This is a genomic window from Chryseobacterium ureilyticum, from assembly GCF_900156735.1.
In the GTDB taxonomy this organism is placed as follows: Bacteria; Bacteroidota; Bacteroidia; order Flavobacteriales; family Weeksellaceae; genus Chryseobacterium; species Chryseobacterium ureilyticum.
In genome coordinates this window covers 360,480-384,091 of sequence record NZ_FTOL01000004.1, presented here as the reverse complement: position 1 = coordinate 384,091, position 23,612 = coordinate 360,480, and the positions used below count along the sequence as shown (strand labels likewise).

At 35.1% G+C, this 23,612-nt stretch carries 23 protein-coding genes; 14 read left to right on the top strand and 9 right to left on the bottom strand.

The features are described from left to right. The 7 genes from BW983_RS14355 to guaA all read left to right on the top strand — a co-directional run bounded on the left by BW983_RS14355 (position 1) and on the right by guaA (position 7,603). Positions 1–552 carry an NADPH-dependent FMN reductase gene (locus BW983_RS14355; RefSeq protein ID WP_076552583.1) on the top strand — a complete coding sequence of 184 codons (552 nt, stop codon included), beginning with the start codon at positions 1–3 and terminating at the stop codon, positions 550–552. Positions 553–822: 270 nt separating this feature from the next. Next, the gene (gene purM, locus BW983_RS14350) at positions 823–1,815 is read left to right on the top strand and encodes a phosphoribosylformylglycinamidine cyclo-ligase (RefSeq protein ID WP_076552582.1); all 993 of its coding nucleotides are present in this window, start codon (positions 823–825) and stop codon (positions 1,813–1,815) included. Positions 1,816–1,874: 59 nt separating this feature from the next. Beyond that, positions 1,875–2,318 carry a hypothetical protein gene (locus BW983_RS14345; RefSeq protein ID WP_076552581.1) on the top strand — a complete coding sequence of 148 codons (444 nt, stop codon included), beginning with the start codon at positions 1,875–1,877 and terminating at the stop codon, positions 2,316–2,318. A 17-nt stretch (positions 2,319–2,335) separates the two neighbouring features. Beyond that, a complete protein-coding gene (purN, locus tag BW983_RS14340) occupies positions 2,336–2,902 on the top strand; it encodes a phosphoribosylglycinamide formyltransferase (RefSeq protein ID WP_076552580.1) in 567 nt (188 codons plus the stop codon). Positions 2,903–3,068: 166 nt separating this feature from the next. Further along, on the top strand, positions 3,069–4,586 hold the full coding sequence (purH, locus tag BW983_RS14335; RefSeq protein WP_076552579.1) for a bifunctional phosphoribosylaminoimidazolecarboxamide formyltransferase/IMP cyclohydrolase: 1,518 nt from the start codon (positions 3,069–3,071) through the stop codon (positions 4,584–4,586). 89 nt (positions 4,587–4,675) lie between these two features. Next, positions 4,676–5,914, top strand: a complete 1,239-nt coding sequence (gene purD, locus BW983_RS14330; RefSeq protein WP_076552578.1) for a phosphoribosylamine--glycine ligase — start codon at positions 4,676–4,678, stop codon at positions 5,912–5,914. 159 nt (positions 5,915–6,073) lie between these two features. Next, positions 6,074–7,603 carry a glutamine-hydrolyzing GMP synthase gene (gene guaA / locus BW983_RS14325; protein ID WP_076552577.1) on the top strand — a complete coding sequence of 510 codons (1,530 nt, stop codon included), beginning with the start codon at positions 6,074–6,076 and terminating at the stop codon, positions 7,601–7,603. Positions 7,604–7,654: 51 nt separating this feature from the next. Here guaA and BW983_RS14320 read toward each other — a convergent pair whose 3' ends face one another. Further along, a complete protein-coding gene (locus BW983_RS14320) occupies positions 7,655–7,960 on the bottom strand; it encodes a hypothetical protein (protein ID WP_065393932.1) in 306 nt (101 codons plus the stop codon). A gap of 75 nt (positions 7,961–8,035) precedes the next feature. Between BW983_RS14320 and BW983_RS14315 the strand changes: the two genes are divergently transcribed. After that, positions 8,036–9,544, top strand: coding sequence for a bifunctional GNAT family N-acetyltransferase/carbon-nitrogen hydrolase family protein (locus BW983_RS14315; RefSeq protein WP_076552576.1), 1,509 nt, complete (start codon positions 8,036–8,038; stop codon positions 9,542–9,544). 56 nt (positions 9,545–9,600) lie between these two features. On the opposite strand, the gene BW983_RS24065 is transcribed toward BW983_RS14315, so the two are convergent. Beyond that, the gene (locus BW983_RS24065; protein WP_167369991.1) at positions 9,601–9,771 is read right to left on the bottom strand and encodes a hypothetical protein; all 171 of its coding nucleotides are present in this window, start codon (positions 9,769–9,771) and stop codon (positions 9,601–9,603) included. Between the two features lie 226 nt (positions 9,772–9,997). Between BW983_RS24065 and BW983_RS23880 the strand changes: the two genes are divergently transcribed. The 4 genes from BW983_RS23880 (at position 9,998) to BW983_RS14300 (ending at position 13,970) form a co-directional block, all read left to right on the top strand. Next, entirely contained in the window at positions 9,998–10,213 is a 216-nt protein-coding gene (locus BW983_RS23880) for a hypothetical protein (RefSeq protein ID WP_139329281.1), read from the top strand. Positions 10,214–10,219: 6 nt separating this feature from the next. Then, entirely contained in the window at positions 10,220–11,869 is a 1,650-nt protein-coding gene (locus BW983_RS14310; protein ID WP_076552575.1) for an ABC1 kinase family protein, read from the top strand. A 73-nt stretch (positions 11,870–11,942) separates the two neighbouring features. Then, complete coding sequence (locus BW983_RS14305) at positions 11,943–12,452, top strand: hypothetical protein (RefSeq protein ID WP_076552574.1); 510 nt, start codon at positions 11,943–11,945, stop codon at positions 12,450–12,452. 165 nt (positions 12,453–12,617) lie between these two features. Then, positions 12,618–13,970: a DEAD/DEAH box helicase gene (locus tag BW983_RS14300; RefSeq protein ID WP_076552573.1), complete on the top strand. Its 1,353-nt coding sequence runs from the start codon at positions 12,618–12,620 to the stop codon at positions 13,968–13,970. A 58-nt stretch (positions 13,971–14,028) separates the two neighbouring features. Here BW983_RS14300 and BW983_RS14295 read toward each other — a convergent pair whose 3' ends face one another. The 4 genes from BW983_RS14295 to BW983_RS14280 form a co-directional block, all read right to left on the bottom strand. Next, a complete protein-coding gene (locus tag BW983_RS14295; protein ID WP_076552665.1) occupies positions 14,029–14,685 on the bottom strand; it encodes a GDSL-type esterase/lipase family protein in 657 nt (218 codons plus the stop codon). Between the two features lie 64 nt (positions 14,686–14,749). After that, complete coding sequence (locus BW983_RS14290; RefSeq protein WP_076552572.1) at positions 14,750–15,211, bottom strand: lipocalin-like domain-containing protein; 462 nt, start codon at positions 15,209–15,211, stop codon at positions 14,750–14,752. A gap of 361 nt (positions 15,212–15,572) precedes the next feature. After that, positions 15,573–16,736 carry an iron-containing alcohol dehydrogenase gene (locus BW983_RS14285; RefSeq protein WP_076552571.1) on the bottom strand — a complete coding sequence of 388 codons (1,164 nt, stop codon included), beginning with the start codon at positions 16,734–16,736 and terminating at the stop codon, positions 15,573–15,575. Positions 16,737–16,901: 165 nt separating this feature from the next. Further along, positions 16,902–17,309, bottom strand: coding sequence for a winged helix-turn-helix transcriptional regulator (locus BW983_RS14280; protein WP_076552570.1), 408 nt, complete (start codon positions 17,307–17,309; stop codon positions 16,902–16,904). 99 nt (positions 17,310–17,408) lie between these two features. Between BW983_RS14280 and lpdA the strand changes: the two genes are divergently transcribed. Next, positions 17,409–18,809 carry a dihydrolipoyl dehydrogenase gene (lpdA, locus tag BW983_RS14275; RefSeq protein WP_076552569.1) on the top strand — a complete coding sequence of 467 codons (1,401 nt, stop codon included), beginning with the start codon at positions 17,409–17,411 and terminating at the stop codon, positions 18,807–18,809. A gap of 160 nt (positions 18,810–18,969) precedes the next feature. On the opposite strand, the gene BW983_RS14270 is transcribed toward lpdA, so the two are convergent. From BW983_RS14270 to BW983_RS14260, 3 genes are all read right to left on the bottom strand, one after another. Beyond that, the gene (locus tag BW983_RS14270) at positions 18,970–19,575 is read right to left on the bottom strand and encodes a hypothetical protein (protein WP_076552568.1); all 606 of its coding nucleotides are present in this window, start codon (positions 19,573–19,575) and stop codon (positions 18,970–18,972) included. A 62-nt stretch (positions 19,576–19,637) separates the two neighbouring features. Next, positions 19,638–20,219, bottom strand: a complete 582-nt coding sequence (gene def, locus BW983_RS14265; RefSeq protein ID WP_076552567.1) for a peptide deformylase — start codon at positions 20,217–20,219, stop codon at positions 19,638–19,640. Between the two features lie 55 nt (positions 20,220–20,274). Continuing rightward, positions 20,275–20,841 (bottom strand): Crp/Fnr family transcriptional regulator, encoded by a 567-nt coding sequence (locus BW983_RS14260; protein WP_076552566.1) that lies wholly within the window; start codon positions 20,839–20,841, stop codon positions 20,275–20,277. Positions 20,842–21,030: 189 nt separating this feature from the next. On the opposite strand from BW983_RS14260, the gene BW983_RS14255 reads away from it, so the two are divergent. Continuing rightward, entirely contained in the window at positions 21,031–23,565 is a 2,535-nt protein-coding gene (locus BW983_RS14255) for a phosphoenolpyruvate carboxylase (RefSeq protein ID WP_076552565.1), read from the top strand. Positions 23,566–23,612: the final 47 nt, after the last annotated feature.

Below are 23,612 nucleotides of genomic sequence, written 5' to 3'. Positions count from 1 at the left end.
ATGAAAATTTTAGCAATAGCAGGAAGTAATTCCGAAGTTTCAATGAACAAACAGTTGGTTGCTTATGCATCAACATTATTTGATAATGCAGAAGCAGAAGTTATCGATTTGAACCCTTTCGAAATGCCAATCTATAAGCACGAAAGAGAATTGGCTGGTGGAGTTCCTCAGGAAGCACATGATTTTGCAGCAAAAATTGATGGTGCAGATGTATTATTGATTTCTTTAGGAGAGCACAATGGAACATACTCTACAGCATTCAAAAATGTGTTCGACTGGGTATCAAGAATTAAAGACAGAACTGTTTGGAATGAAGTACCAATGCTATTGATGTCTACATCTCCAGGAGGTAGAGGTGGAGCAGGAGTTTTAGAAGCTGCTTCCAAGCGTTTCCCTTTCCACGGTGGAAATGTGGTAGAGACTTACTCTCTTCCTTTCTTTAATGACAACTTTGATAAAGCTGCTCAAAAAATTTCTAACGAAGAGAAAGACAGTGAATTAAAGGAAAAAATTAAGAAGATTTCAGCTATCGAAACAATACTTGAAAAATAGAATTTGAATATTCATTTAAAATTACTATTTTTGCAAAAAGAAAAGAGATGAAAATTCAGACCTCCTATAAACAATATTTTTCTCATAAAGGGAAAATTGTGGGCTCTGAAATTCTGAAATAAAATAACGGCCGATAATCTGAAAAGATTGTCGGCTTTTTTGTTTTCTAAATCGAATATAAAAAGTAAATTGAAATATTAAAAGATAAGAAGATCTAAGACAGTCAGTCATCTGAAATCTGAAATCTAATATCTAAAAATCTAAGCAGACATGAGCAACACTTACAAATCAGCAGGAGTAGACAAAGAAGAAGGATACAAAACGGTTGACAAGATCAAAAAAGCAGTCGGTGAAACCCACAATTCAAATGTATTGAACCATTTGGGAAGTTTTGGTGCGTTCTATGAGATCGGAGGATACAAAAATCCGGTTCTTGTTTCAGGAACAGATGGAGTAGGAACAAAGTTGAAAGTAGCTTTAGATACCAAAAAATATGGCTCTATCGGTGTAGATTGTTTTGCAATGTGTGCCAACGATATTCTTTGTCATGGTGCTAAACCTTTATTTTTCCTTGATTATTTAGCTTGTGGAAAGCTTGATTCTGAGATCGCAGCTGAGATCGTTTTAGGAATGGTAGAAGCTTGTAAGGATAATAATTGCGCATTGATAGGCGGAGAAACTGCTGAAATGCCGGGAATGTACAAGCCTGGTGACTATGATGTTGCAGGATTCTGTGTAGGGATCGTAGAAAAAGATCAGATCATTGACGGTTCCAATATCAAAGCTGGTAATAAAATTATTGCTTTACCAAGCTCAGGATTCCACTCAAACGGATTCTCTTTAGTAAGAAAAGTATTCCCAAACTTCGAAGAAGAGTTTGAAGGAAAACCATTATACGAAACCCTTTTAGTACCTACAAGATTATACTATAAAGATATTCATAAAGTATTGGAAGAAGTAAAAGTAGGAGGAATTGCTCACATCACTGGAGGTGGTCTTTATGAAAACGTTCCAAGAATCATCCCTGAAGGACTTTGTGCTTCTATTGACGGTTCTAAAGTTAGAATTCCAAGCGTAATGCTTGAATTAGAAAAAAGAGGTGGAGTTACCCGTGAAGAAATGTACGGAACTTTCAATATGGGAGTAGGTATGGTAATCGTTGTAGATGCTGAACATGCTGAAAAAGTATTACACCTGTTAGATGATGCTTACGAAGTTGGAGAGATCACTGAAGGAGCAGAGAAAATCAATTTATCACTGTAATAATTTATCAATATAATAATGTATCAGTGTACCAATTAAAATCATTGTTACATTAAAAAATGAAAAAATCCATCCGCTACCTGATCTTTGCAATAGTACTTCTCGGAGTAGCATATTGGGGATTTTATAGCTGGAGGCATAAAACATCTTTAGGAGAACTCATTACCATTGAAGCCACATTCATGCAATATGCCTGCGGAGATGAAAATGACGATGCAAAAGTTAAAAAAGTAAGTGATCCACGATATAACCTTTTATTAGGAAAAGATATCAATCCTGAATCAGAAAATAGTCTTGATTTCTTTGATTTTAAAGATTATTTTTATGATAACCGTACCGATCAGCACCATATGACCTATAGGTTGAAAGGTCGTTTGGAAATAAACTCAAAATCAGGATGTGATGATTTTACTCCCAGATTTTATGTAGAAGAGATAGAAAGATTGGATGGAACACATCAGATAATAATAAATAAATCGAATAGATCAGACAGGAAACTGTAGATGTATTTAAAAAGTATATGAAGAAATTAGTAGTGCTTGTATCCGGTTCAGGAACCAATCTGCAGAGAATCATTGATACCATTGAAGCTGGAGAAATTCAGAATGCAGAAGTATCTTTAGTGGTTGCTGACAGAGAATGTTTCGGATTGGAAAGAGCCGCAAATCATAATATAGAAAACATACTGATTCCAAGAGGAAAGAATTTCAGCAGCGAATTGGCTAAAGTAATTCCACAAGATACAGATTTGATCGTATTGGCAGGATTTTTATCCATTTTAAAACCTGAATTCTGTGAAAACTGGAATGGTAAAATAATCAATATTCATCCCGCATTGCTTCCAAAATTCGGAGGAAAAGGAATGTGGGGAATGAACGTTCATAACGCAGTTATTGAAGCTAAAGAAACCGAGAGTGGCGCAACAGTACATTTTGTAACACCAGGGATTGATGAAGGAGAAGCTATTCTTCAGAAATCTTTTGAAGTAACAGCAGATGATACTCCTGAAACATTAGCTCAGAAAGTTCATCATATTGAATATGAAATATTTCCTTTAGCGATCAATAAGGTCCTGGGAAATAAATAATATAACAATGTACCAATTTATCAATAATGGTAATTGTCATTCTGAGCGTAGCGAAGAATCTCATTGTTAAATTAATAAAAAAAATCTAAGTAAAATAAAAAGTAATCCGGAGGTGAAAGAACCGGATACAGTTTGAAATAACTGTGAAAAGTAAAAATTGAAAGTAATGAGTAAAAAGAGAGTTTTAATCAGTGTTTCTGACAAAAGTGGATTAATTGAATTCGCGCAGTTTTTGGAAGCTCAGAATTATGAGTTAATCTCCACAGGAGGAACGTTCAAACATTTGAAAGACGCTGGTTTAAATCCTATTCAGATTGATGAGGTAACCAATTTCCCTGAAATGTTGGACGGAAGAGTGAAAACATTACACCCGAAAGTTCACGGTGGATTGTTAGCTGTTCGTAGCAACGAAGAGCATATGAAAACCGTTCAGGAATACGGAATTGGTCTGATTGACATGGTAATCGTAAACCTTTATCCTTTCTTTGAAAATGTAAATAAAGACATTTCTTTACATGAGAAAGTAGAATTTATCGATATCGGTGGTCCGTCTATGCTTCGTTCTGCAGCGAAAAACTTTGATTCCGTTACTGTAATTACAGACGTAGAAGATTATACAGCTGTAAAACTGGAAATGGAACAAAATGGTGATACTTACATCGAGACTCGTAAGAAGCTTGCAGGAAAAGTATTCAACCTTACATCAGCTTATGATGCAGCTATTTCAAGAATGCTTTTAGATGAGGAATATCCTACTTATTTAAATGCATCCTACAAAAAAGTTTCAGATCTGAGATACGGTGAAAACCCTCACCAGACAGCAGCTTACTACGTTTCTACTTTCGAGAACGGAGCAATGAAAGATTTCGAACAGCTTGGAGGTAAAGAACTTTCTTTCAACAATCTTCGTGATATGGATCTTTGCTGGAAAGTAGTTACTGAGTTCAAAGATGAAATGGCTTGTTGTGCAGTAAAACACTCTACACCTTGTGGAGTTGCAATCGGTACTTCAGGATTAGAAACATACCAGAAAACTTTCGAATGTGATCCGGTTTCTATCTTTGGCGGAATTGTTGCTATGAATTATAAGATCGATGCCGCTACAGCAGAAGAATTAAACAAAACATTCCTTGAAATTGTAATGGCTCCTGATTTTGACGAAGAAGCTCTTGAAGTTTTAAGAAAAAAGAAAAACCTTAGAATTATCAAAATTGTAAACCCTGTTTCTGATAAGAAGACTTGGGTAAAAGTAGATGGAGGTATTTTGGTTCAGGATAATGACTTACATTTCTCTGATGATATTAAAGTAGTAACTGAAGTTCAGCCTACAGAAGAGCAGAAAAAAGCATTACTTTTCTCTCAGAGAGTCGTGAAATATGTGAAATCAAATGCTATTGTTGTTTCCAACGGAATTCAGGCTTTCGGAATCGGAGGCGGACAGGTAAACAGAATCTGGGCAACTCAACAGGCTATTGAAAGAGCAAAAGAAAAATTCACAGGAGATTTAGTATTGGCATCAGATGCATTTTTCCCTTTCCGTGATGTAGTAGATTTCTGCGCTCAGGAAGGTATCAAAGCAATCATTCAGCCAGGTGGAAGTGTAAAAGATCAGGACAGTATTGAAGCTGCTAATGAGCACAATATCCCAATGATGTTTACTGGGGTTAGACACTTTTTCCACTAATTAAAATAGAATTAAAAAATAATTTGGGATTGTATTTTTAACATCCAAAATTATATATTTGTAGAATAAGACTAGATAATAAATAAAGTATGAGAATATTAATCATAGGTGAAGGCGGTAGAGAATCTGCTCTAGCAGCAAAGCTTCAGAATGACCCGAGAGTGTCTAAAATGTTTTTTGCCAACGGGAATGCTACTACCGATGTAATAGGGAAGAATGTTCATTTATCAGAAATCAAAGAACTTAGAGATTTCGCTATTAAAGAAAAGGTTGATTTGACGATCGTTGGACCTGAAGCTCCATTGGTAGCTGGGATCAAAGATGAGTTCAAGAAGCATGATCTGAAGGTTTTCGGACCTACTCAGAAAGTAGCGAGCCTTGAAGGAAGTAAAGCTTTCTCTAAGAAATTTATGCAGACCTATGATATCAAAACAGCTAAAGCTGTAGTGTTTGATTCATATAACGACGCTAAAGAATATATCCAGACACAGCAATATCCTCTTGTAATCAAAGCAAGCGGTTTAGCAGGTGGAAAAGGTGTTGTTATCTGTGATAACCTTGAAGAAGCTGAAGCTACAATCCACGACTTCATGATCAGAAGAATTTATGGAGATGCAGGAATCCGTTTAGTGATCGAGGAATATTTACAAGGATTTGAAGCATCTATCATCGCTTTTTCAAACGGTGAAAAACTGTTCCCTTGTATCGCTGCAAAAGATTATAAGAAAGCAGGAAACGGTGATTCAGGACCAAACACAGGAGGTATGGGTTCAGTGGCTCCAAGCCCGGAATTCACTCAGGAACACTATGCTGATTTTGAACAAAATATCTTAGAACCTACTATTAAAGGTCTTAAAGCAGAAGGTTTCAGTTTCAAAGGAATCATTTTCTTCGGATTAATGGTCACTAAGAACGGAGCTTACCTTCTTGAGTATAACATGAGATTCGGAGATCCTGAAACTCAGGTATTGATGGCTCTTATGGAAAACAATCTTCTTGATGTGATCCAGGACTGTATGGAAGGAAAAGATATCGAACTGAAATTCAAAGACGAAAAAGCTGTTTGTCTTGTAATGTGTTCAGGAGGTTATCCAAGAAACATTGAAACAGGTTTCGAAATCACAGGAGAAGACAAAGTAAAACACAGTAAACTATTATATGCCGGAGCTATCAGAAAAGGAGACAAAGTGGTTTCCAATGGTGGTAGAGTATTGAACATCGTAGCTACAGGAGCTACTTTCGAAGATGCCCGCAAGAAAGTTTACGAAGACGCAAGTCATGTACATTTCGATTACGGCTTCTTTAGAGAAGACATCGGAAAGTTTTAATAAATCACGAAAAAAGATTTGGAGCCATTCCAAGTCTTTTTTTGTAAAACAGTTAATATTAGAAATAAGAGTTCAGGAGCTATATTTCAGACTTCAGACCAATAATCTGAAATCTGATGTATTAAATCTGATATCTTTCAAACAAATCAATTATCAAAAATGAACAACGGTATTATTATTTTAGATTTCGGATCTCAGTACAACCAGCTTATCGGAAGAAGAATCCGTGAGATGGGTGTGTACTCTGAAATCTTACCTTTCAATACACCTTTACAAGATATTATAGCAAAGCAGCCAAAAGGGATCATTCTTTCAGGAGGACCAAGTTCTGTAAACGCAGAAAATGCTCACCTGGTAGAAAAAGCATTATACGAACAAGGAGTTCCTGTGTTGGGAATTTGCTACGGAATGCAGATGACCGCTCACCTTTTAGGAGGAAAAGTAAACAAAGGAGAAAAAGGAGAGTACGGAAAAGCTAATCTTGAGATCGTTAAAGAAAGCTCTTTATTAAAAGGGGTGACTCAAAACTCTGTAGTTTGGATGAGCCACTTTGATGAAGTAGGAGAACTGCCTGAAGGTTTTGAATTAAACGCAAAATCAGGAGTAATTGCTTCTATTTCAAACGAAGACAAAAAAATCTTCTGTGTACAGTTCCACCCGGAAGTTTCTCATACTGAAGAAGGAGCTAAAATGCTTGAAAACTTCGTATTCGGAATCTGTAACTCGGAGAAAAACTGGAAGCTGACCAACTATATTGAGAAAACAGTTGAAGAAATCCGCGAAAAAGTAGGAGATAATAAAGTAATCCTTGGTCTTTCAGGAGGTGTTGACTCTTCTGTAGCAGCTGTTTTGATCCATAAAGCAATTGGTGATCAGTTAACTTGTATCTTCGTAGATACTGGATTATTGAGAAAGGATGAGGGCAAGAAAGTAATGGATCAGTATGGAGAACACTTCCATATGAACATTAAAATGGTAGATGCTCAAGAAAGATTCCTTTCAAAATTAGCAGGAGTAGACGATCCGGAAGCGAAGAGAAAAATCATTGGAAACGAGTTTATCCACGTATTTGATGAAGAATCTCACAAAATTGAAGGGGCTAAATTCTTAGCTCAGGGTACGATTTATCCTGACGTTATCGAAAGCCAGTCTGTGAACGGACCATCTGCAGTAATCAAGTCTCACCACAACGTTGGAGGTCTTCCTGAAGATATGGAATTCGAATTATTAGAGCCATTAAGAGAACTATTCAAAGACGAAGTAAGAAGAGTAGGAGAAGAATTAGGAATTCCTCACCACTTGGTATACAGACACCCTTTCCCAGGACCTGGATTAGGAATCAGAGTATTGGGAGCTGTAGATGCTGATAAAGTAAGAATCCTTCAGGAAGCTGATGATATTTTCATCGAAGAATTATACAAAAACGATCTTTACGAAAAAGTATCTCAGGCATTTGTAGTATTACTTCCGGTAAAATCTGTAGGAGTAATGGGAGACGAAAGAACTTACGAATACACAGCTGTAGTTCGTTCAGCTAATACAATCGATTTCATGACGGCAACATGGAGCAGACTTCCTTACGAATTCTTAGATACTGTTTCAAGCAGAATCATCAACGAAGTAAGAGGAATCAACAGAGTAGCTTACGATATTTCAAGCAAACCACCTGCAACCATCGAGTGGGAATAATTTTTGACTTGAATTTTAAATATAAATCCTGCCCGTTTTGGGTGGGATTTTTTATGGAAATATAAAGTCTGAGAAAATTTTAGAATAATCTTCACTGAAAAAGAATATCCTGCTTATACCGTCGTATCTTGTAGTGACAAATTTAATATTTTCATGAGATTGTTCTTTTATTTTACAAAAATCATCGTGAATTTGTTGGGTTAATTTTTTAATATCCTCCTTTTTAGCTATTGCATTTCGGAATCTATACAGGCTAATTAAATCATCAATTAACAATGGACGACCAGTAAACGAAATTGTAAAACTGTTCATTTTAATATCGTACTCTTTAATTTTCTGATAAATTAAGTTCTCCATATTTAATATTCTGTTTTAAGTATGGTTATTTATCAGTTACAAAATTTTCACTAAATTTAAGTAAAATTACATCAGATGCAAATAGAAACAAGACCACTGACTGTTCAGGATTATGATGAGTTGGCGCAAACAATGAAGAGAGCTTATCCTCAAATGTCAGAATCAATATGGTCAAAAAAAAGTATTGAAAAATTAACAAGAATATTTCCTAACGGACAGATCTGCATTACGGTAGACGGAAAACTGGCGGCGGTAGCACTTTCCATTATTGTTAATTATGAAGAATTTGGAGATGATCATACCTATAGTGATATTACAGGAAATTATACCTTCAATACCCATTCATCTACAGGTAATGTTTTATACGGAATAGAAGTCTTTGTAGACCCGGAATTTCGTGAATTACGCCTTGGAAGAAGACTTTATGATGCAAGGAAAGAACTTTGTGAACAGTTAAACTTAAAATCTATTATCCTTGGAGGAAGAATCCCGAATTATCATAAGCATAGTCATGAGCTTTCCCCAAGAGAATATATACGAAGAGTGAGAGATAAGGAGATTTATGACCCTGTTTTATCATTTCAGCTTTCCAATAACTTTCTCCCGATAAGAGTTCTTAGAAAATACTTGCCTGAAGATGAAGCTTCAAAAGAAAATGCAGTCCTTTTACAATGGAACAACATCTATTATAGTAAACGTCCTAATACCATGCAGGACAGTATCATCCGTCTGGGATTGGTGCAATGGCAAATGAGGCATTTTAGAGATATAGACGCCTTTTATGAGCAGGTAGAATTTTTTGTCAATGTGATGGGAGATTACAAATCAGATTTTGTGCTGTTCCCTGAGCTTTTCAACACACCTTTGTTGGCTCCTTTCAATAGTCTTTCGGAGAGAGACAGTATGATAGAACTTGCTAAACTTACTGAAGATATTAAGAAGAAAATTTCTGAGCTTGCTATCAGTTATAACGTTAATATTATTTCCGGAAGTATGCCTGTCTTTGATCATGATACGAATGATTTGTATAATGTCAGCTACCTTCTTCACCGTGATGGTCGTATGGATGAATACAGAAAAATTCATATTACTCCAAACGAAAAACGTTATTACGGAATGAAAGGAGGAAATGAGATCAAAGTTTTTGATACAGACTGTGGTAAAATTGGACTTGTGATATGTTACGACGTTGAGTTCCCGGAATTACCAAGGATTCTGGCGGATCAAGGGATGAAAATATTATTCGTTCCTTATTTGACAGATACCCAGAATGCTTATATGAGAGTCCGCCACTGTGCTGCAGCAAGAGCCATAGAAAATGAATGTTATGTGGCAATTGCAGGCTGTGTGGGTAATCTTCCAAAGGTAAATAATATGGATATTCAGTTTGGACAGGCTGCCGTATTCACCCCTTCAGATTTTGCTTTTCCATCCAATGCAGTGAAAGGAGAAGCAACTCCTAATACCGAAATGACCTTAATTGTAGATGTAGACTTGAATTTACTGAAAGACCTCCATCATAACGGTTCTGTTCAGGTAATGAAAGACCGTCGTAAAGACCTTTATGAAACCTATTTAAAATAACAAAAACAGAATGCGAAAGCATTCTGTTTTGTTTTACCTAAAATTTATTGAGTATATTATTTATACTGTGGGCAAACTACCGCAGGGCAAATCATTCCTGGGCACTTTGGAAGTCCGTCAGTAGGACAGCATTGACGTGAGCATTTACCATCGCCGATGATAATTCCGCTTCCTGAAACGTTTTTTAATTGCTCTCTTGAAAGTTTGCTGTTACGTAAATTTTTCATGTTGTAATACTTTTATTGGTTTGTTTTAATATTTGTACTTTGTAAATATAGAAAATATTATTATACATAACATTGTTTTTTCATTATGCTTGAAAATAATAGGTTAAAACATTGATTATGTGATGATGTTTTTAATCTCTTTGTAGTGATTTTCTATTTGAATTTTTATAAAATAAGCTAAATTCAAGGTGTAAATTTTTACTTAAAATGAGTATAGATTTAGTGATTGAAAGAGAAAATAAATAAAAACTTTAAAAATAATTCTATCTCTGGTTTCTTTTCTAGAAAAGCCCATGATGAGATAAGCAATAATAATATGGCTAAAGTAAGTTCCAGTCGCTGGCTTCCAACTTCTAGCTACTTAACCCTACCTTTCTTACTCCAAACTCAGGTAAAAATAGCATTAGGAACAGTTTTTGGAGTAAATTGCACCTACTATTAATACACTATGTTTGATAAGCAACAAAGAAAACTGAAAAGATCCGCAAGACTGATTTCCGTATTAAGCAAATATGGCTTTAAAGACCTTTTAGCAAGGATGAATGGCGGAAATAAGCAAGAAGAAACCTCTGTCAATTCAGATGAAATTATTTCAAAAGGAACAGTTTACGAAAGAATAAGACTTGCATTGGAAGAGCTGGGACCTACTTTTGTGAAATTAGGACAGACATTCAGCAATAGAGAAGATCTTTTGCCACCAGAACTTATTCAGGAGTTGCAAAAATTGCAGGATAAAGTAGAAACTGTAGACATGGATGTACATGAGGCGCTGGAAAGCGAATTCAATATTTCTGTGAAAGATCATTTTCTGGAAATTCAGAAAGAGCCTTTAGCTACGGCTTCTATTGCTCAGGTATATAAAGGAGTTCTGCTGGATGGAAGTCCGGTTATTTTAAAACTCAGAAAACCTGATGTACAATCTGTCATTGAAGATGATCTATTGTTAATCAAAGACATTGAAAAATTAATATCCGCTTACTCAGAAATAGGAGAAAAGCTGAATCTGAAGCAGGCGATTTCTACTTTCGAAAGATCATTGTTGGAGGAAGTTTCCCTTACCAATGAGAGAAATAATATTCAGCAGTTTCGTCTTAATTTTAAAAATAATAAAGAAACCTACGTTCCTAAAATATATGAAGAATTTTCCAATAATAATATTCTTTGTATGGAGTTTATCGATGGGATCAAAGTAACGGATAAATCTGTTCTTCTGGCAAATGATATTGATCCTGTAAAGGTTTCTGAAACTGGGTTAAGACTTTTTGTTTCTCAAATTTTAGATTACGGTTTTTTCCATGCCGACCCGCATGCAGGAAATATTTTAGTGAAAAAAGATGGAAGAATTGTTTTCATTGATTTTGGTGCCGTAGGAAAAATTCAACCGAATGATAAAGAAATCCTTGAAAATCTTATTGTAAGTTTTGTTGCGAAAAATCCTCATAAAATTGTCCGTTATCTTAAAAAAATGGCAATAAGCTATGAGATTCCTGACGAAAGGAGATTTGAAAGTGATGTGGAAGATATTCTGAATTTTGTACATAGTTCTTCATTACAGGATATTAATGTTCAGGTTATTATCAATAAAATGAAAGATATTTTAAAGGATAACAGACTTTATATGCCAGACTATTTTTATCTTTTATTTAAAGGAATCAGCCTGATAGAAGGAGTGGGAAGAAACATCAATCCTGATCTTGATATTGTAAAAAGTCTCCATCCTTACACGAAGAAAATTTTCACCAAAAAAATCAGCCCGAAAAATCTTTTAAAAACGGGAATGGACCGTATGATGAATTTCACGGATAATGTGGATGAAATTCCTAAAGAACTTCGATCTGTTCTTCAAAAACTTGATGAAAATAAGTTCACCGTTTCCAGTGAAATTAAAAATATAGAAAAGACCAATCAGCTAATAAAATCCAGTATTATTAATCTGATTCTTGCAATGATTCTGGGAGCGAATATTATCGCGACCGCTATTGTTTTTGTTTCGGAATCAGGACCAAGAATAGGAGAGTTATCTCTTGTAGCTGTTTTGGGATTTGTATTTTCAATGATTTTAATCGTAATACTTCTGTTGAGAGTAGCGAGGAAATAATAGAATTGCAGGTTGTGAGATTCTGATTTTTATCCCTCTAACCTCGCATCTCGTACCATTAAAAAATAAAACAATGAAAAAACTAATTATAACCACAGTAACTCTTTGTAACTCTTTCTGTATGGCACAGGAGAAAATCGAAGAAAAACTTGAGGGAGACTTTGATGGAAATGGAACCAAAGAATATATTTATGCTAAAGTAGCCGATTGCACCGATGAATGTGACGGAACATGTGAAACAACTATCTATTTCAGTGATAAAAACATAAAACCGTTCGTTATTTCACCCGCTAAAGGAGGAGCTTTGTATAATCTTGGAGATCTTAATAATGATGGCAAGGATGATATAGGTTTTTATCCTAATTGGTGTACAAGTTGCTGGCATCCATTCTATGTTTATACTTTAAGCAAAACAGGGTGGAGACCTATGGTTACGCCTATTTCAACGCATTGTAGCCAGTGGGAAGAAGGTAAGTTTCCGATCAAAAAAGATCCTAAAAAGAGAGGAAATGTCATTATTACAACCAGTGAATGGAAAGACGATGATATTAGAATAACAAGTAAAAGTGTAAGGGTTAATTAATCCGCTTCTTATTTAAAATTAAGAGTTTAAGATTGATTATTGTCAGGTATTTAGGTTGAAATTTTGTGCCAGAACAATTAAAGATTTTCTATTGAAAAGTTTCCTGTTATTTATCCCTTAAAAACCTGATTTCAGTTTCTACATATTAATACTTATCTTTGCAAAATGGAAAAACTCACTTTTGCAGATTTTGACCTGCCGGTTAAAATTCTTGATGTTTTAGCGGATTTAGAATTATTTGAACCTACACCTATTCAGGAGAAGAGTTTAAAGCCTATCCTTTCCGGAAGAGACGTAATGGGAATTGCACAGACTGGAACAGGAAAAACGCTGGCTTATCTTTTACCCGTTCTGAAAACATGGAAATACAGTAAAACTGGAAATCCAACTGTTGTGGTACTTGTTCCTACAAGAGAATTGGTGGTACAGGTAACGGAAATCCTTGAAAAACTGACAGAAAATATTACAGCAAGAGTAATCGGAATATATGGTGGAAAAAACATCAATACCCAGAAACTTCTATTTAATGATGGATGTGATATTTTAGTAGGAACTCCAGGTAGAGTGATGGACCTTTCCATAGATAATGCTATTTCCCTTAAGGAAGTACAAAAATTGATCATTGATGAGTTTGATGAGATGCTTAACCTTGGTTTCAGACCACAATTGACCCATATTTTTGAAATGATGAGGGAGAAGAGACAAAATATTCTTTTCTCTGCAACAATGACAGAAGCTGTGGACGATATGTTAGATGAATATTTTGCAAGCCCGGTAGAGATTTCATTAGCAAAATCAGGAACACCACTTGAAAAAATTGAACAGACAGCTTATAAAGTAGAGAACTTTAATACAAAGATCAACTTACTTGAACACTTGTTGAAAAATAACGAGGATATGTCTAAAGTGTTGATTTTTAATAATAATAAGAAGCACGCCGATCTTTTATTTACCAAAATTGATGAGCTTTTCCCAGAACAGTTTGATGTGATTCACTCAAATAAGTCTCAAAACTACAGACTTAAGGCAATGAAAAGCTTTGAAAATGAAGAAATCAGAGGTTTGATCACAACAGATGTAATGGCAAGAGGTCTGGATATTTCTAATATTACCCACGTCATCAACTTTGAAACACCGGATATTCCCGAACAATATATCCACAGAATTGGTAGAACAGGTAGAGCAGATAAAGAAGGTAAGGCAATAACTTTTGTAACCAAGAAGGAAGAGCCTCTAGTTCTTGATATTGAGCTATTGATGGATAAGGAATTGAAGTTTATTGACTTCCCTGAAGGAGTAAAAATAAACCCTAATAAAATTGCTTCCGAAAAAGATGAGATAGTGATGAAAAACCCGGCACAGGTAAAACTGAACGAGGGTGGAGGAGCTTTCCATGAGAAAAAGGCTAAAAATACAAAAGAAAACTGGGGTGGTCCATCGAAAAGAAAGGCACCTAAGAAATTCGGAGCCAACAGAGCACAACAAAAAGCAATCTCTAAATCGAAGAGAAAGAAATAAAGAAAAACGATTCCAATATTTGGAATCGTTTTTCTTTATCAATTGATGAATGTATTTCTTACTTCATATAAGGAGTCATCACCTTCGTCCATATCTGATAACCTTCCGGTTTAAAGTGAAGCATATCTTCCACAAAAATATCCTTTCTTACATTTCCGTTAGCGTCCTGCATTGCTTTTGTAACATCAATGAATTCAGCATTTGGTTCTTTTTCCATGAAAGCAGCGATCTTTTTGTTGGCTTCTTTCATTTGAGGCCAGATCACCTCTCTGCTTGGAGAATATTTGATAGAAATATAATCTACTTCTATATTTGGAAATCTTTCACGGATCTTTTTATAAAAGCTTTTGAATCTGTTAACCACTACTTTTGCTTTCAGTTTGTGATTATCGGCAAAGTCATTTTCGCCACAGTAGATAATGATTTGCTTGGGCTGATAAGGTGATAATAGATCGTCCGCAAAATCGTTAAGGTCTGTAAGTCTTGATCCTCCAAAACCTCTGTTGATGATGGTTTTAGTTGGGAAATAGTCTGCTACATCCGTCCATTTGGTAAATGATGAACTTCCTAAGAACAGAATAGCATCTTTAGGCGGCGGGTTCTGTTGATCTTCCTTTTTGAAATTTTGAATGTCTAGCCAGAACATCGGCTTTTTTTCCTGCGAAAAGGCAATGATAAAACACAGCAATAGAAATGCTGATAGAATCTTCTTCATTATTTTCAGATTTAAATTTGAGATAAAAGTAATAAAAAACTCCCGATCAGCGGGAGTTTTAGGTTTATCTTTTATAAGTAACATAAGTAACATCCGGAATCTTATCTCCGTCCTGATCATAGCTGCCAAATAATTCGGCTACTCTAAGATCTTTACTTGTTAAAATATCAATTCTGTAGTTTTGAGGATCTTCATCTGCAACTTTAAATCCTAAGATTTTGGTTTCCTGATCGTAAGTATATGATCCTGTAGTCTTTTGAGAAACCTGACAATCTGTACCAGTTCCTATATAAGCTGTATAGCTCATTGTAAAGTCTGTTTTGAAGAAAAGTGTGTTTTTGGCTGCACATCCCGTGATAATTTCAGTATCAAGCACTGTTTTATTGTCTTTTCCTGAGATTACTTCCCTTTTTACTTCCTTCCAATCTCCCTTCATCATATCCATTTCATAAGCTTGAAGGTCATCATCTTTACAAGAAGTAAGTGCCAGGGCAGAAAAGGCAAATAAAAGTAGCTGTTTTTTCATTTTCACAAATTTTAAGAATATGCTAAAATATAAATAAATTTGAAATATATGTAATGAAATCGTGAAATTTTAAACAAATGTTTGTGATAAGAACAAATATGGGCTGAGAGTTAAAAAAAAGAGATTAAACAAATTAAAGATTATTAGAAGAATAATTAAATTGATTCAAATGATGATTATCAATATTCCTCATTTTAAAATGATGACAAAAATTGAAATAATACATGTTTTTACTTCTATTTCATATCAAAAAAGCGGACCTCAGCCCGCTTTATATATGTTTTTATAGAAATGATTTAAAGCTAAAGTAGTCGCTTTTATAAGCTTTGAACTTTAAACTCTGAACTCAAAATATTGAACCTTAGTAGCTCATCTCCACAATCTTCGATGCATCCTGAGGAGTCAGTTTTCTGTATTCGCCAAGTCCCATCCAGTTTCTGTCTGTAAAGGCTTTTTCTACTCTTTCAGCTGTTCCTTTATAGTCTTCTGTGTATTCCGAAAGTTTGGTTTTAATATGTAAACTGTGGAAAAATTCTTCCAGTTTTTTGATTCCAAGTTCTGCTTTTTCTTCCAACGTACCATCTTTGATTCCCCAAACTCTTTCAGCGTATTGAGCTAATTTTCCTTTTTTATCTTCAAAGTTATAACGATAATGAGACGGAGCAATAATAGCTAATGTTCTTGCGTGATCAATACCGAAATAAGCAGTCAGTTCATGACCCATTGCATGTACAGCCCAGTCTGTAATTACACCTTTCTGGATCAGCCCGTTTAACGCCATTGTGCAGCACCACATAAAGTTTCCTGCAGCATCATAGTTGAAATCATCAGCCAATACTTTTGGAGCCGTTTCCTGAAGACTGATTAAGATACTTTCAGCAATTCTCTCCTGAAGATCAGCAGAAGAAGGAGCCGTCATATATTGTTCCAAAACGTGAGTGTAAGCATCGGTAAGCCCGTTCACAATCTGGTTTTTAGGAATAGATCTGATCACTTCAGGGTCTAACACAGAAAACTGCGGAAAAAGCCCCGGACCTCCTGAAGATAGCTTTTCATTGGTTTCTCTTCTTGAAATTACATATCCTGAGTTCATTTCAGAACCCGTCGCAGGAAGCGTTAAAATACTTCCGAAAGGCATTCCTTCATCTTCAAAAGTTCTTACCTGATTTCTTAAGATATCCCAAGGTTCACCATCAAAATTTGCTGCTGCAGAAATGAATTTAGTTCCATCAATTACAGAACCACCACCTACGGCAAGAAGATAATTAATATCATTTTCTTTAATAAAACTTACCGCTTTGATCAGTACTTCGTATTCAGGATTGGCAGGAACTCCACCAAACTCATACAGCTCATGATCCTTCAAAGCTTCCTTTACCTGATCGTAAACACCATTATTTCTGATACTTCCACCACCATAGATCATTAATATTTTAGCATCCTTAGGTATTTCTTTGGAGATTTTAGCGATTTCGCCTTTTCCAAAAAGTATTTTAGTCGGATTTTTAAACTCGAAATTAAGCATTGTTCTAAATTTATTTGAATCAAATTTACGGAATGAAAAGGGAATATTGAGTTAATGAAATTTTAAAATTGCTATTATTAAATTTAATGAAAGCTATCATGTAATAGTTACCATAAAAATTAAAGAGCTTTTAAACTTCCACAAGTTTGTTATCTCGGATTTAAACTAAATATTTTGGGACAGGTAAGTTTTAGCTCTTTTGATGAAGTCTTCTTTATCCTTTTTAATTTCTTCCAATAGTTTTTTCCTTTCGTCAGGAATCGTAAGATATTTATCTCCCCATAGATTAATTTCAACAATCACAGGAATCAAATCAATACCTTTCTGAGTCAGGAAATACAATATTTTCAACTTATTATCCGGATGATCCTTCTTACCGATGATTTCATTATCCACTAAATTCTGAAGCCTTGTAGCAAGGATGTTAGTTGCTATTTTTTCTCCTCCTTTCAGAAAATCTCCATAAGTACACTCTTTTTTTAGCATCAGATCACGGATGATAAGCAACGACCATTTATCACCCCATATTTCCAATGAACAACTGATGGGACAGTCTGATCTTTTTTTACTCATAGTTTTAATTTAAAAATATTACTTGCAAAATAAAAGTGTTTGTTTTAATTTTGCTTTTATTTTGCAAGTAAATTTAATCATAAATAATTAATAAATCAAATGGAAAACTATGACATTGCCGTGATTGGCTCAGGACCCGGAGGATACGTTGCCGCTATAAGAAGCGCACAGTTAGGTTACAAAACAGTAATCATTGAAAAGTATGAAACATTGGGAGGAACCTGTACCAACGTGGGTTGTATCCCAACAAAAGCTTTACTGGACAGCACACATCATTATGCTGAAGCTCATCATAAATTTAATGAACATGGAATACAGCTAGATAAGATCGAGCTCAATTTTTCTCAGATGTACAAAAGAAAATCCGAAGTCGTTGATAAGAATACCAGCGGGCTTGATTTTTTAATGAATAAAAATAAAATTACCCGTTTGAGAGGTACGGGAAGTTTTATTAATAATACAACTATTAAAGTAGTTCATGAAACAGAATCCAAAGAAATTTCTGCTAAAAATTATATCATTGCAACGGGTTCAAAGCCATCTACCATTCCTGGAGTGGAAATTGACAAAAAAAGAATCATTACCTCTACAGAAGCTTTATCTCTGGAAGAAAAACCAAAATCTATGATTATCATCGGTGGCGGAGTAATTGGAGTAGAAATGGCTGCTATTTTTAATAGAATCGGAACTCAGGTTATCATTCTTGAATATGCCGATCATCTGATTGCAGCGATGGATCACGAATTAGGAAAAAATCTTCAGAAAATTCTTAGAAAAGAAGGAGTTGATATCCGTTTAGGACAATCAGTTTATAAAACAGAAAGTTCAGATTCTGCAGCTAAAGTATTTTTTAAAGATAAAAACGGAGCAGAAAATGAATTAGAATCCGATTATATTTTGGTAGCCGTCGGGAGAAGTCCCTATATAAAAGGATTGGGATTAGAAAATACAGATGTACAGCTTGATAATCGTGGGTTTATTAAAGTAGATGAAAGTAACCGGACCGCAATTCCTACTATTTATGCTATTGGTGATGTAATAGGCGGGGCAATGCTTGCTCATAAGGCGGAAGAAGAAGGTGTTTTGGTTGCCGAAACTATCAATGGGCAGAGACATCATATTCATTATGATCGTATTCCGTCTGTTGTATATACCTGGCCGGAAGTAGCATCTGTGGGATATACTGAAGAATATCTTAAAAAGAATGCTATTGCTTATAATGTTGGTAAATTCCCCTTTTCAGCCAGTGCAAGGGCGAGAGCTTCTATGGATACGGATGGATTTGCAAAAGTTTTAGTGGATCCCAAATATGGAGAAGTGCTGGGAGTACATATTATTGGTGCAAGGGCTGCCGATCTGATTTCACAAGGAGTAATTGCGCAGGAGTATGAAGTGACTGCAGAAGATATGTTTAGGATTTCTTATGCACATCCAACATATTCAGAAACTTTGAAAGAAGCTTATCTTATAGCATCAGGACAAGGAGCAATTAACATTTGATAGAGAGACTATAGAAAGTAGAATGTAAGACATATCTGATTTCTACAAAAAGCACTTTTAAATGTCACGAATGCACGAATAAGATTATTTTATTCGTGTATTCGTGGCAAAAAATAATATATATTCTAATAAAATTTTATCGTCGTGTATATTTCAAATATTATAAAGTAGTACAATCCTCACTTTTTGAATAAATTCCATTGCTTGTAGCGGTGAGTTTTCCCGTTTTCCTATTGATTTTAATTAAAAATGATTCCTTAGTTACAGGACAACCTTTAGATAGCAAAACATACATGGAGATAGAATGGTCTTCAATTTTATAAGAACCTGTAAAACGATTTTGAGTATCTATGGAGTATCCATAAGTCTTAGCCAGTAAAATAGCTTCAGGGATGTTATCAACCGTTCCGATAAAATCCCTCAGTTGCTGCTCATTGGAAAAATAAACGCTTCTTCCGCCTTTACAAGCAAGAATATAAGAAAAACAGCTGTCACCAACGCATTTTTGAAAGAATCCCTTTTCAGGAAACGGTTCATTGATAGTCATAAACAGAGGAGCCTGGCTTTCGTAGATAATTGCTTTGTCGGGATCAGGATCGTTAGTGAGTACTCTCCAATATTCATATTCTTTACCTGGAATAACGAATGGATACAGATATTCCGTAGCATCCAGAATATCCGGGATTTTTTTGTAATCATCCGGCACTTTGATCTGCGAAAAAAACAGACTGGAAATGATCAGAGAAAATGCGGTGATTATTTTCATAAAGAAAGTGCTTTCCGCCAAATTTACGAAAATTTACGATGATTTTTTATGAGGGAAATGTCCTATAAAAACTTCATAGGATAACCAGTGGAAATATTTCCATTAATAATCTTCTTCAGTCTTGATTCTATTAATTTTCTTGTCAAAGATTTTAAATGATCAATATATAAAATTCCCAATGTGTGATCGTATTCATGTTGAATAATTCTCGCTGTTAAACCTGTAAATGTTTTTGTTTGTTTTATAAAATCTGTATCGAAGTATTCAATCGTTATTTCCCAAGGTCTTTTTACTTTCTGTGACAAACCAGGAATGCTTAAACAGCCTTCATAATCTTCCCATGTTTCCCCGGAAGTATTAATGATTTTTGCATTGATAAAGGTTTCCTTAATTCCTTTGTCATTTTTTTCAAAGTTGAGAATCTGATCTTCAATAGTAAAGTTTTCGTAGATGATTTCACTATCAACCACAAAAAGCTGTAAAGGTTTCCCAATTTGAGAAGAAGAAAGTCCACAGCCATTAGAATTTTCCATCGTTTCCCACATATCTTCTATGAGTTTTTGGATTTCAGGGCTGTTTTGATGTACTTCGATGCATTTCTGTTTCAAAATACGATTTCCGTATGCTACAATTGGTAAGTTCATTGAAATATTTTCGGCAAAGTTCAGTAGAACAGGAAAGATATACAATGAACCTATGTTAATTAATCTGCCTGCGGATTCTGCTTAATGCCTGCGGAGTAATTCCAATATAGGATGCAATATATTTTAGTGGAACACGCTGTAAAAGCTCGGGCTGCTCGGTGAATAATCTAAGATATCTCTCTTTCGCAGTAAGCTTAAGTAATGAAAGTTCTCTTTTGCTTTTCGCTAAAAACAGTTTTTCTGATGCAAAACGTCCCAAATGATTTCCCACATTTGTCTGACTGTAAATTTTTTGCAGATCATCATAAGAAATCTGCCATACAACAGTTTCTGTGAGCGCCTGCATTTCGTATTCAGACGGTGTTTGGGTTAAAAAAGAATCATAAGCGCAGGTAAATTCCTTTTCAAAACTAAAGCTGAAAGTATACCCATGCTCATCATCAGGAATATAAAATCTTACCAGCCCGGATTCTATGAACGAAAGATAGTTTTCCGTATTGCCCTGTTGAGTAATGATCTCGTTTTTCGAATACGTTTTTCGACGGAAATATCCTGCAATAAATTCCCATTCCGATTCCTGGAGTTTGATAATTTGCTCGTAATATTCTCTGATATAGCCCATAGAAAGAGATTTGAATAATTCTTAATATAACTTCAGACTGTGATATGCTTATATTTAAGAATCCATTGAAAGATCAAAGTTACGAAATGTTTTATTGAAGATAAACCAAGTCAAAAAGGATGAAATTATCTTTCATTTTTTTGTCATTTGTCAATCAAACTAATTCCAAAATCACTTACATTTGTTATTATGAGACACGACCAACGCACAGAAAAATTCAGGCAGATCGTGGAGAATAAATTCCAGATCTACAATTCATTATTTATGAGCCTGCCTTATGATAAAATGACTAATATCGGGATGTTACTCCCTTTTCTTTACGAAGAAAGCAGAATCGGCTATGAAGCAGGAAAAACACCTGAGGAAATTATTGAAGAATTTTTTAAAAATCATACAGATCTTCAAAATGAAGAGCAAAAACTTGAGTTGCTTTTTAAGATCATTCAGTATATAGAAAGACAAGTGGTATTGTTTGATAGTATTGAGGATGCAGCATTTCCTAACCTGCATTCTGAAAGTGACAGTGGAACAGTTACCAATCTCTTTGAACGCTCATACCAGGATCATAAAATTGAGAAAGTTCGTGAAAAACTAAAAGATTTCAGTGTGAAAGTAGTGTTTACCGCACACCCGACACAGTTTTATCCAAGTTCGGTACAGAGAATTATTCAGGATTTGAGAGGGGCAATTACCAGTGATTCCGTGACGCAGATCGATACACTTTTACAGCAGCTGGGGAAAACACCTTTTGTAAATAAAGAAAAACCAACCCCGATTGATGAAGCACTGAGTATTATTTCTTATCTGAGATACGTGTATTACGATACTATCGGAGAGCTGTTTACAAAAATTAAAAAGACATTTGGAAACGAACATTTCCATCTGCATGAAGATATTATTCAACTTGGTTTCTGGCCCGGAGGAGATAGAGACGGAAATCCTTTTGTAACGGCTGATGTCACAAAAAGAGTCGCTGAAGAACTACGTTCTGCTATTCTGAAATCATATTACAGCCATTTGAAATTTATCAGAAGAAGATTAAGCTTCAGAGGTGTTTCTGAAGTATTAACACAGCTGAGTGAGGAATTGTACGCTGCTATTTTTGATGGAAAAAGCATTACGGCAGAAGATATTCTGAAAAAGACTGATGAAGCAGAGAAAATACTGATCAATGAACACAATTCTTTATTCCTGGATCTGTTAGTGAACTTCAGAGATCGTGTAAAAATCTTTGGAACTCACTTTGCGACATTAGATGTTCGTCAGGACAGCAGAATTCACCAAAAGGTTATCGATGAGGTTTTTGCAAAAGTGTATGGAAATGAAGAAGCAGATTATGAAAAGAAATTCAATAAGCTTATTCAAATTTCAGAAACTGTACAGGCGAATGACTTCGAAGATATTGTAAAAGATACCTTACTGACGGTTTCCCAGATTACCGAAATTCAAAATGTGAATGGTTTAAGAGGAATGAACCGTTATATTATTTCCAATTCCGATGCTGTAAAAGATGTTATGAACGTCTATGCTTTCTTTAAAATCTGCGGATATCAGGATGAAGAGATCAATATGGATATCGTTCCGCTTTTTGAAACAATGGAAGGTCTTGATAATGCAGAAAATGTGATGAATGAGCTTTACCAGAATCCTGTATACAAAAAGCATCTTGAAAGAAGAGGAAACCAGCAAACAATCATGCTTGGATTCTCTGATGGAACTAAAGATGGAGGATACCTGAAAGCGAATTGGGAAATTTATAAAGCCAAAGAAGTTTTAACAAAACTGTCTGAGCAGAATAACATAAAAGTAGTATTCTTTGACGGTAGAGGAGGACCACCGGCAAGAGGAGGTGGGAAAACCCACGATTTCTATGCATCTCAAGGAAAAACGATTGCCAATAATAAAATTGAACTGACTATTCAAGGACAGACGATAACAAGTATTTTCGGGAATAAAGAGCAGGCAAAATATAATTTTGAACAGCTTTTAACTGCCGGAGTAGAAAACGATGTATTCAAGAATGCTAAAAAAGAGCTTACCGAAAAAGAAAGAGCATTGATCATTGAGTTGGCGAATATCAGTTATAAGAAATATTCAGACCTGAAAGCACACCCAATGTTTGTACCTTATCTTCAGGAAATGAGTACGCTGGAATATTACGGAAAAACCAATATTGGTAGCCGTCCATCCAAAAGAGGAAACGGAAGTGAGCTGAAGTTTGAAGACTTAAGAGCAATTCCATTTGTAGGTTCATGGTCACAGCTAAAGCAAAATGTACCTGGATTCTTTGGCTTTGGATATGCTATGCAAAAAATGAAAGAACAGGGAAGATTTGAAGAAGTGAGAGAGCTTTATAAAGGTTCGGATTTCTTTAAAACATTGGTATTGAATTCTATGATGAGTATGAATAAATCATATTTCCCTTTAACGTATTATATTAAAAACAACCCAAAATTCGGAGCATTCTGGAATGTTCTTTTTGAGGAATATGAACTTTCGAAAGATATTATGCTGGAGCTTACCAGCTTCAAAATGCTTCAGGAAGAAGATCCGCTATCAAGAAAATCGGTAAAGATCCGAGAGAAAATTGTACTTCCTTTATTGAGCATTCAGCAATATGCTTTAATGAAAATCCAGAAAGGAGAAGGAAACAAAGAAGCTTATGAAAAGCTGGTGACGAGATCGCTGTTCGGAAATATTAATGCAAGCAGGAACTCTGCTTAATGCTGAATAAATATAATATAAAAACGGGCTTTCAAGCCCGTTTTTTA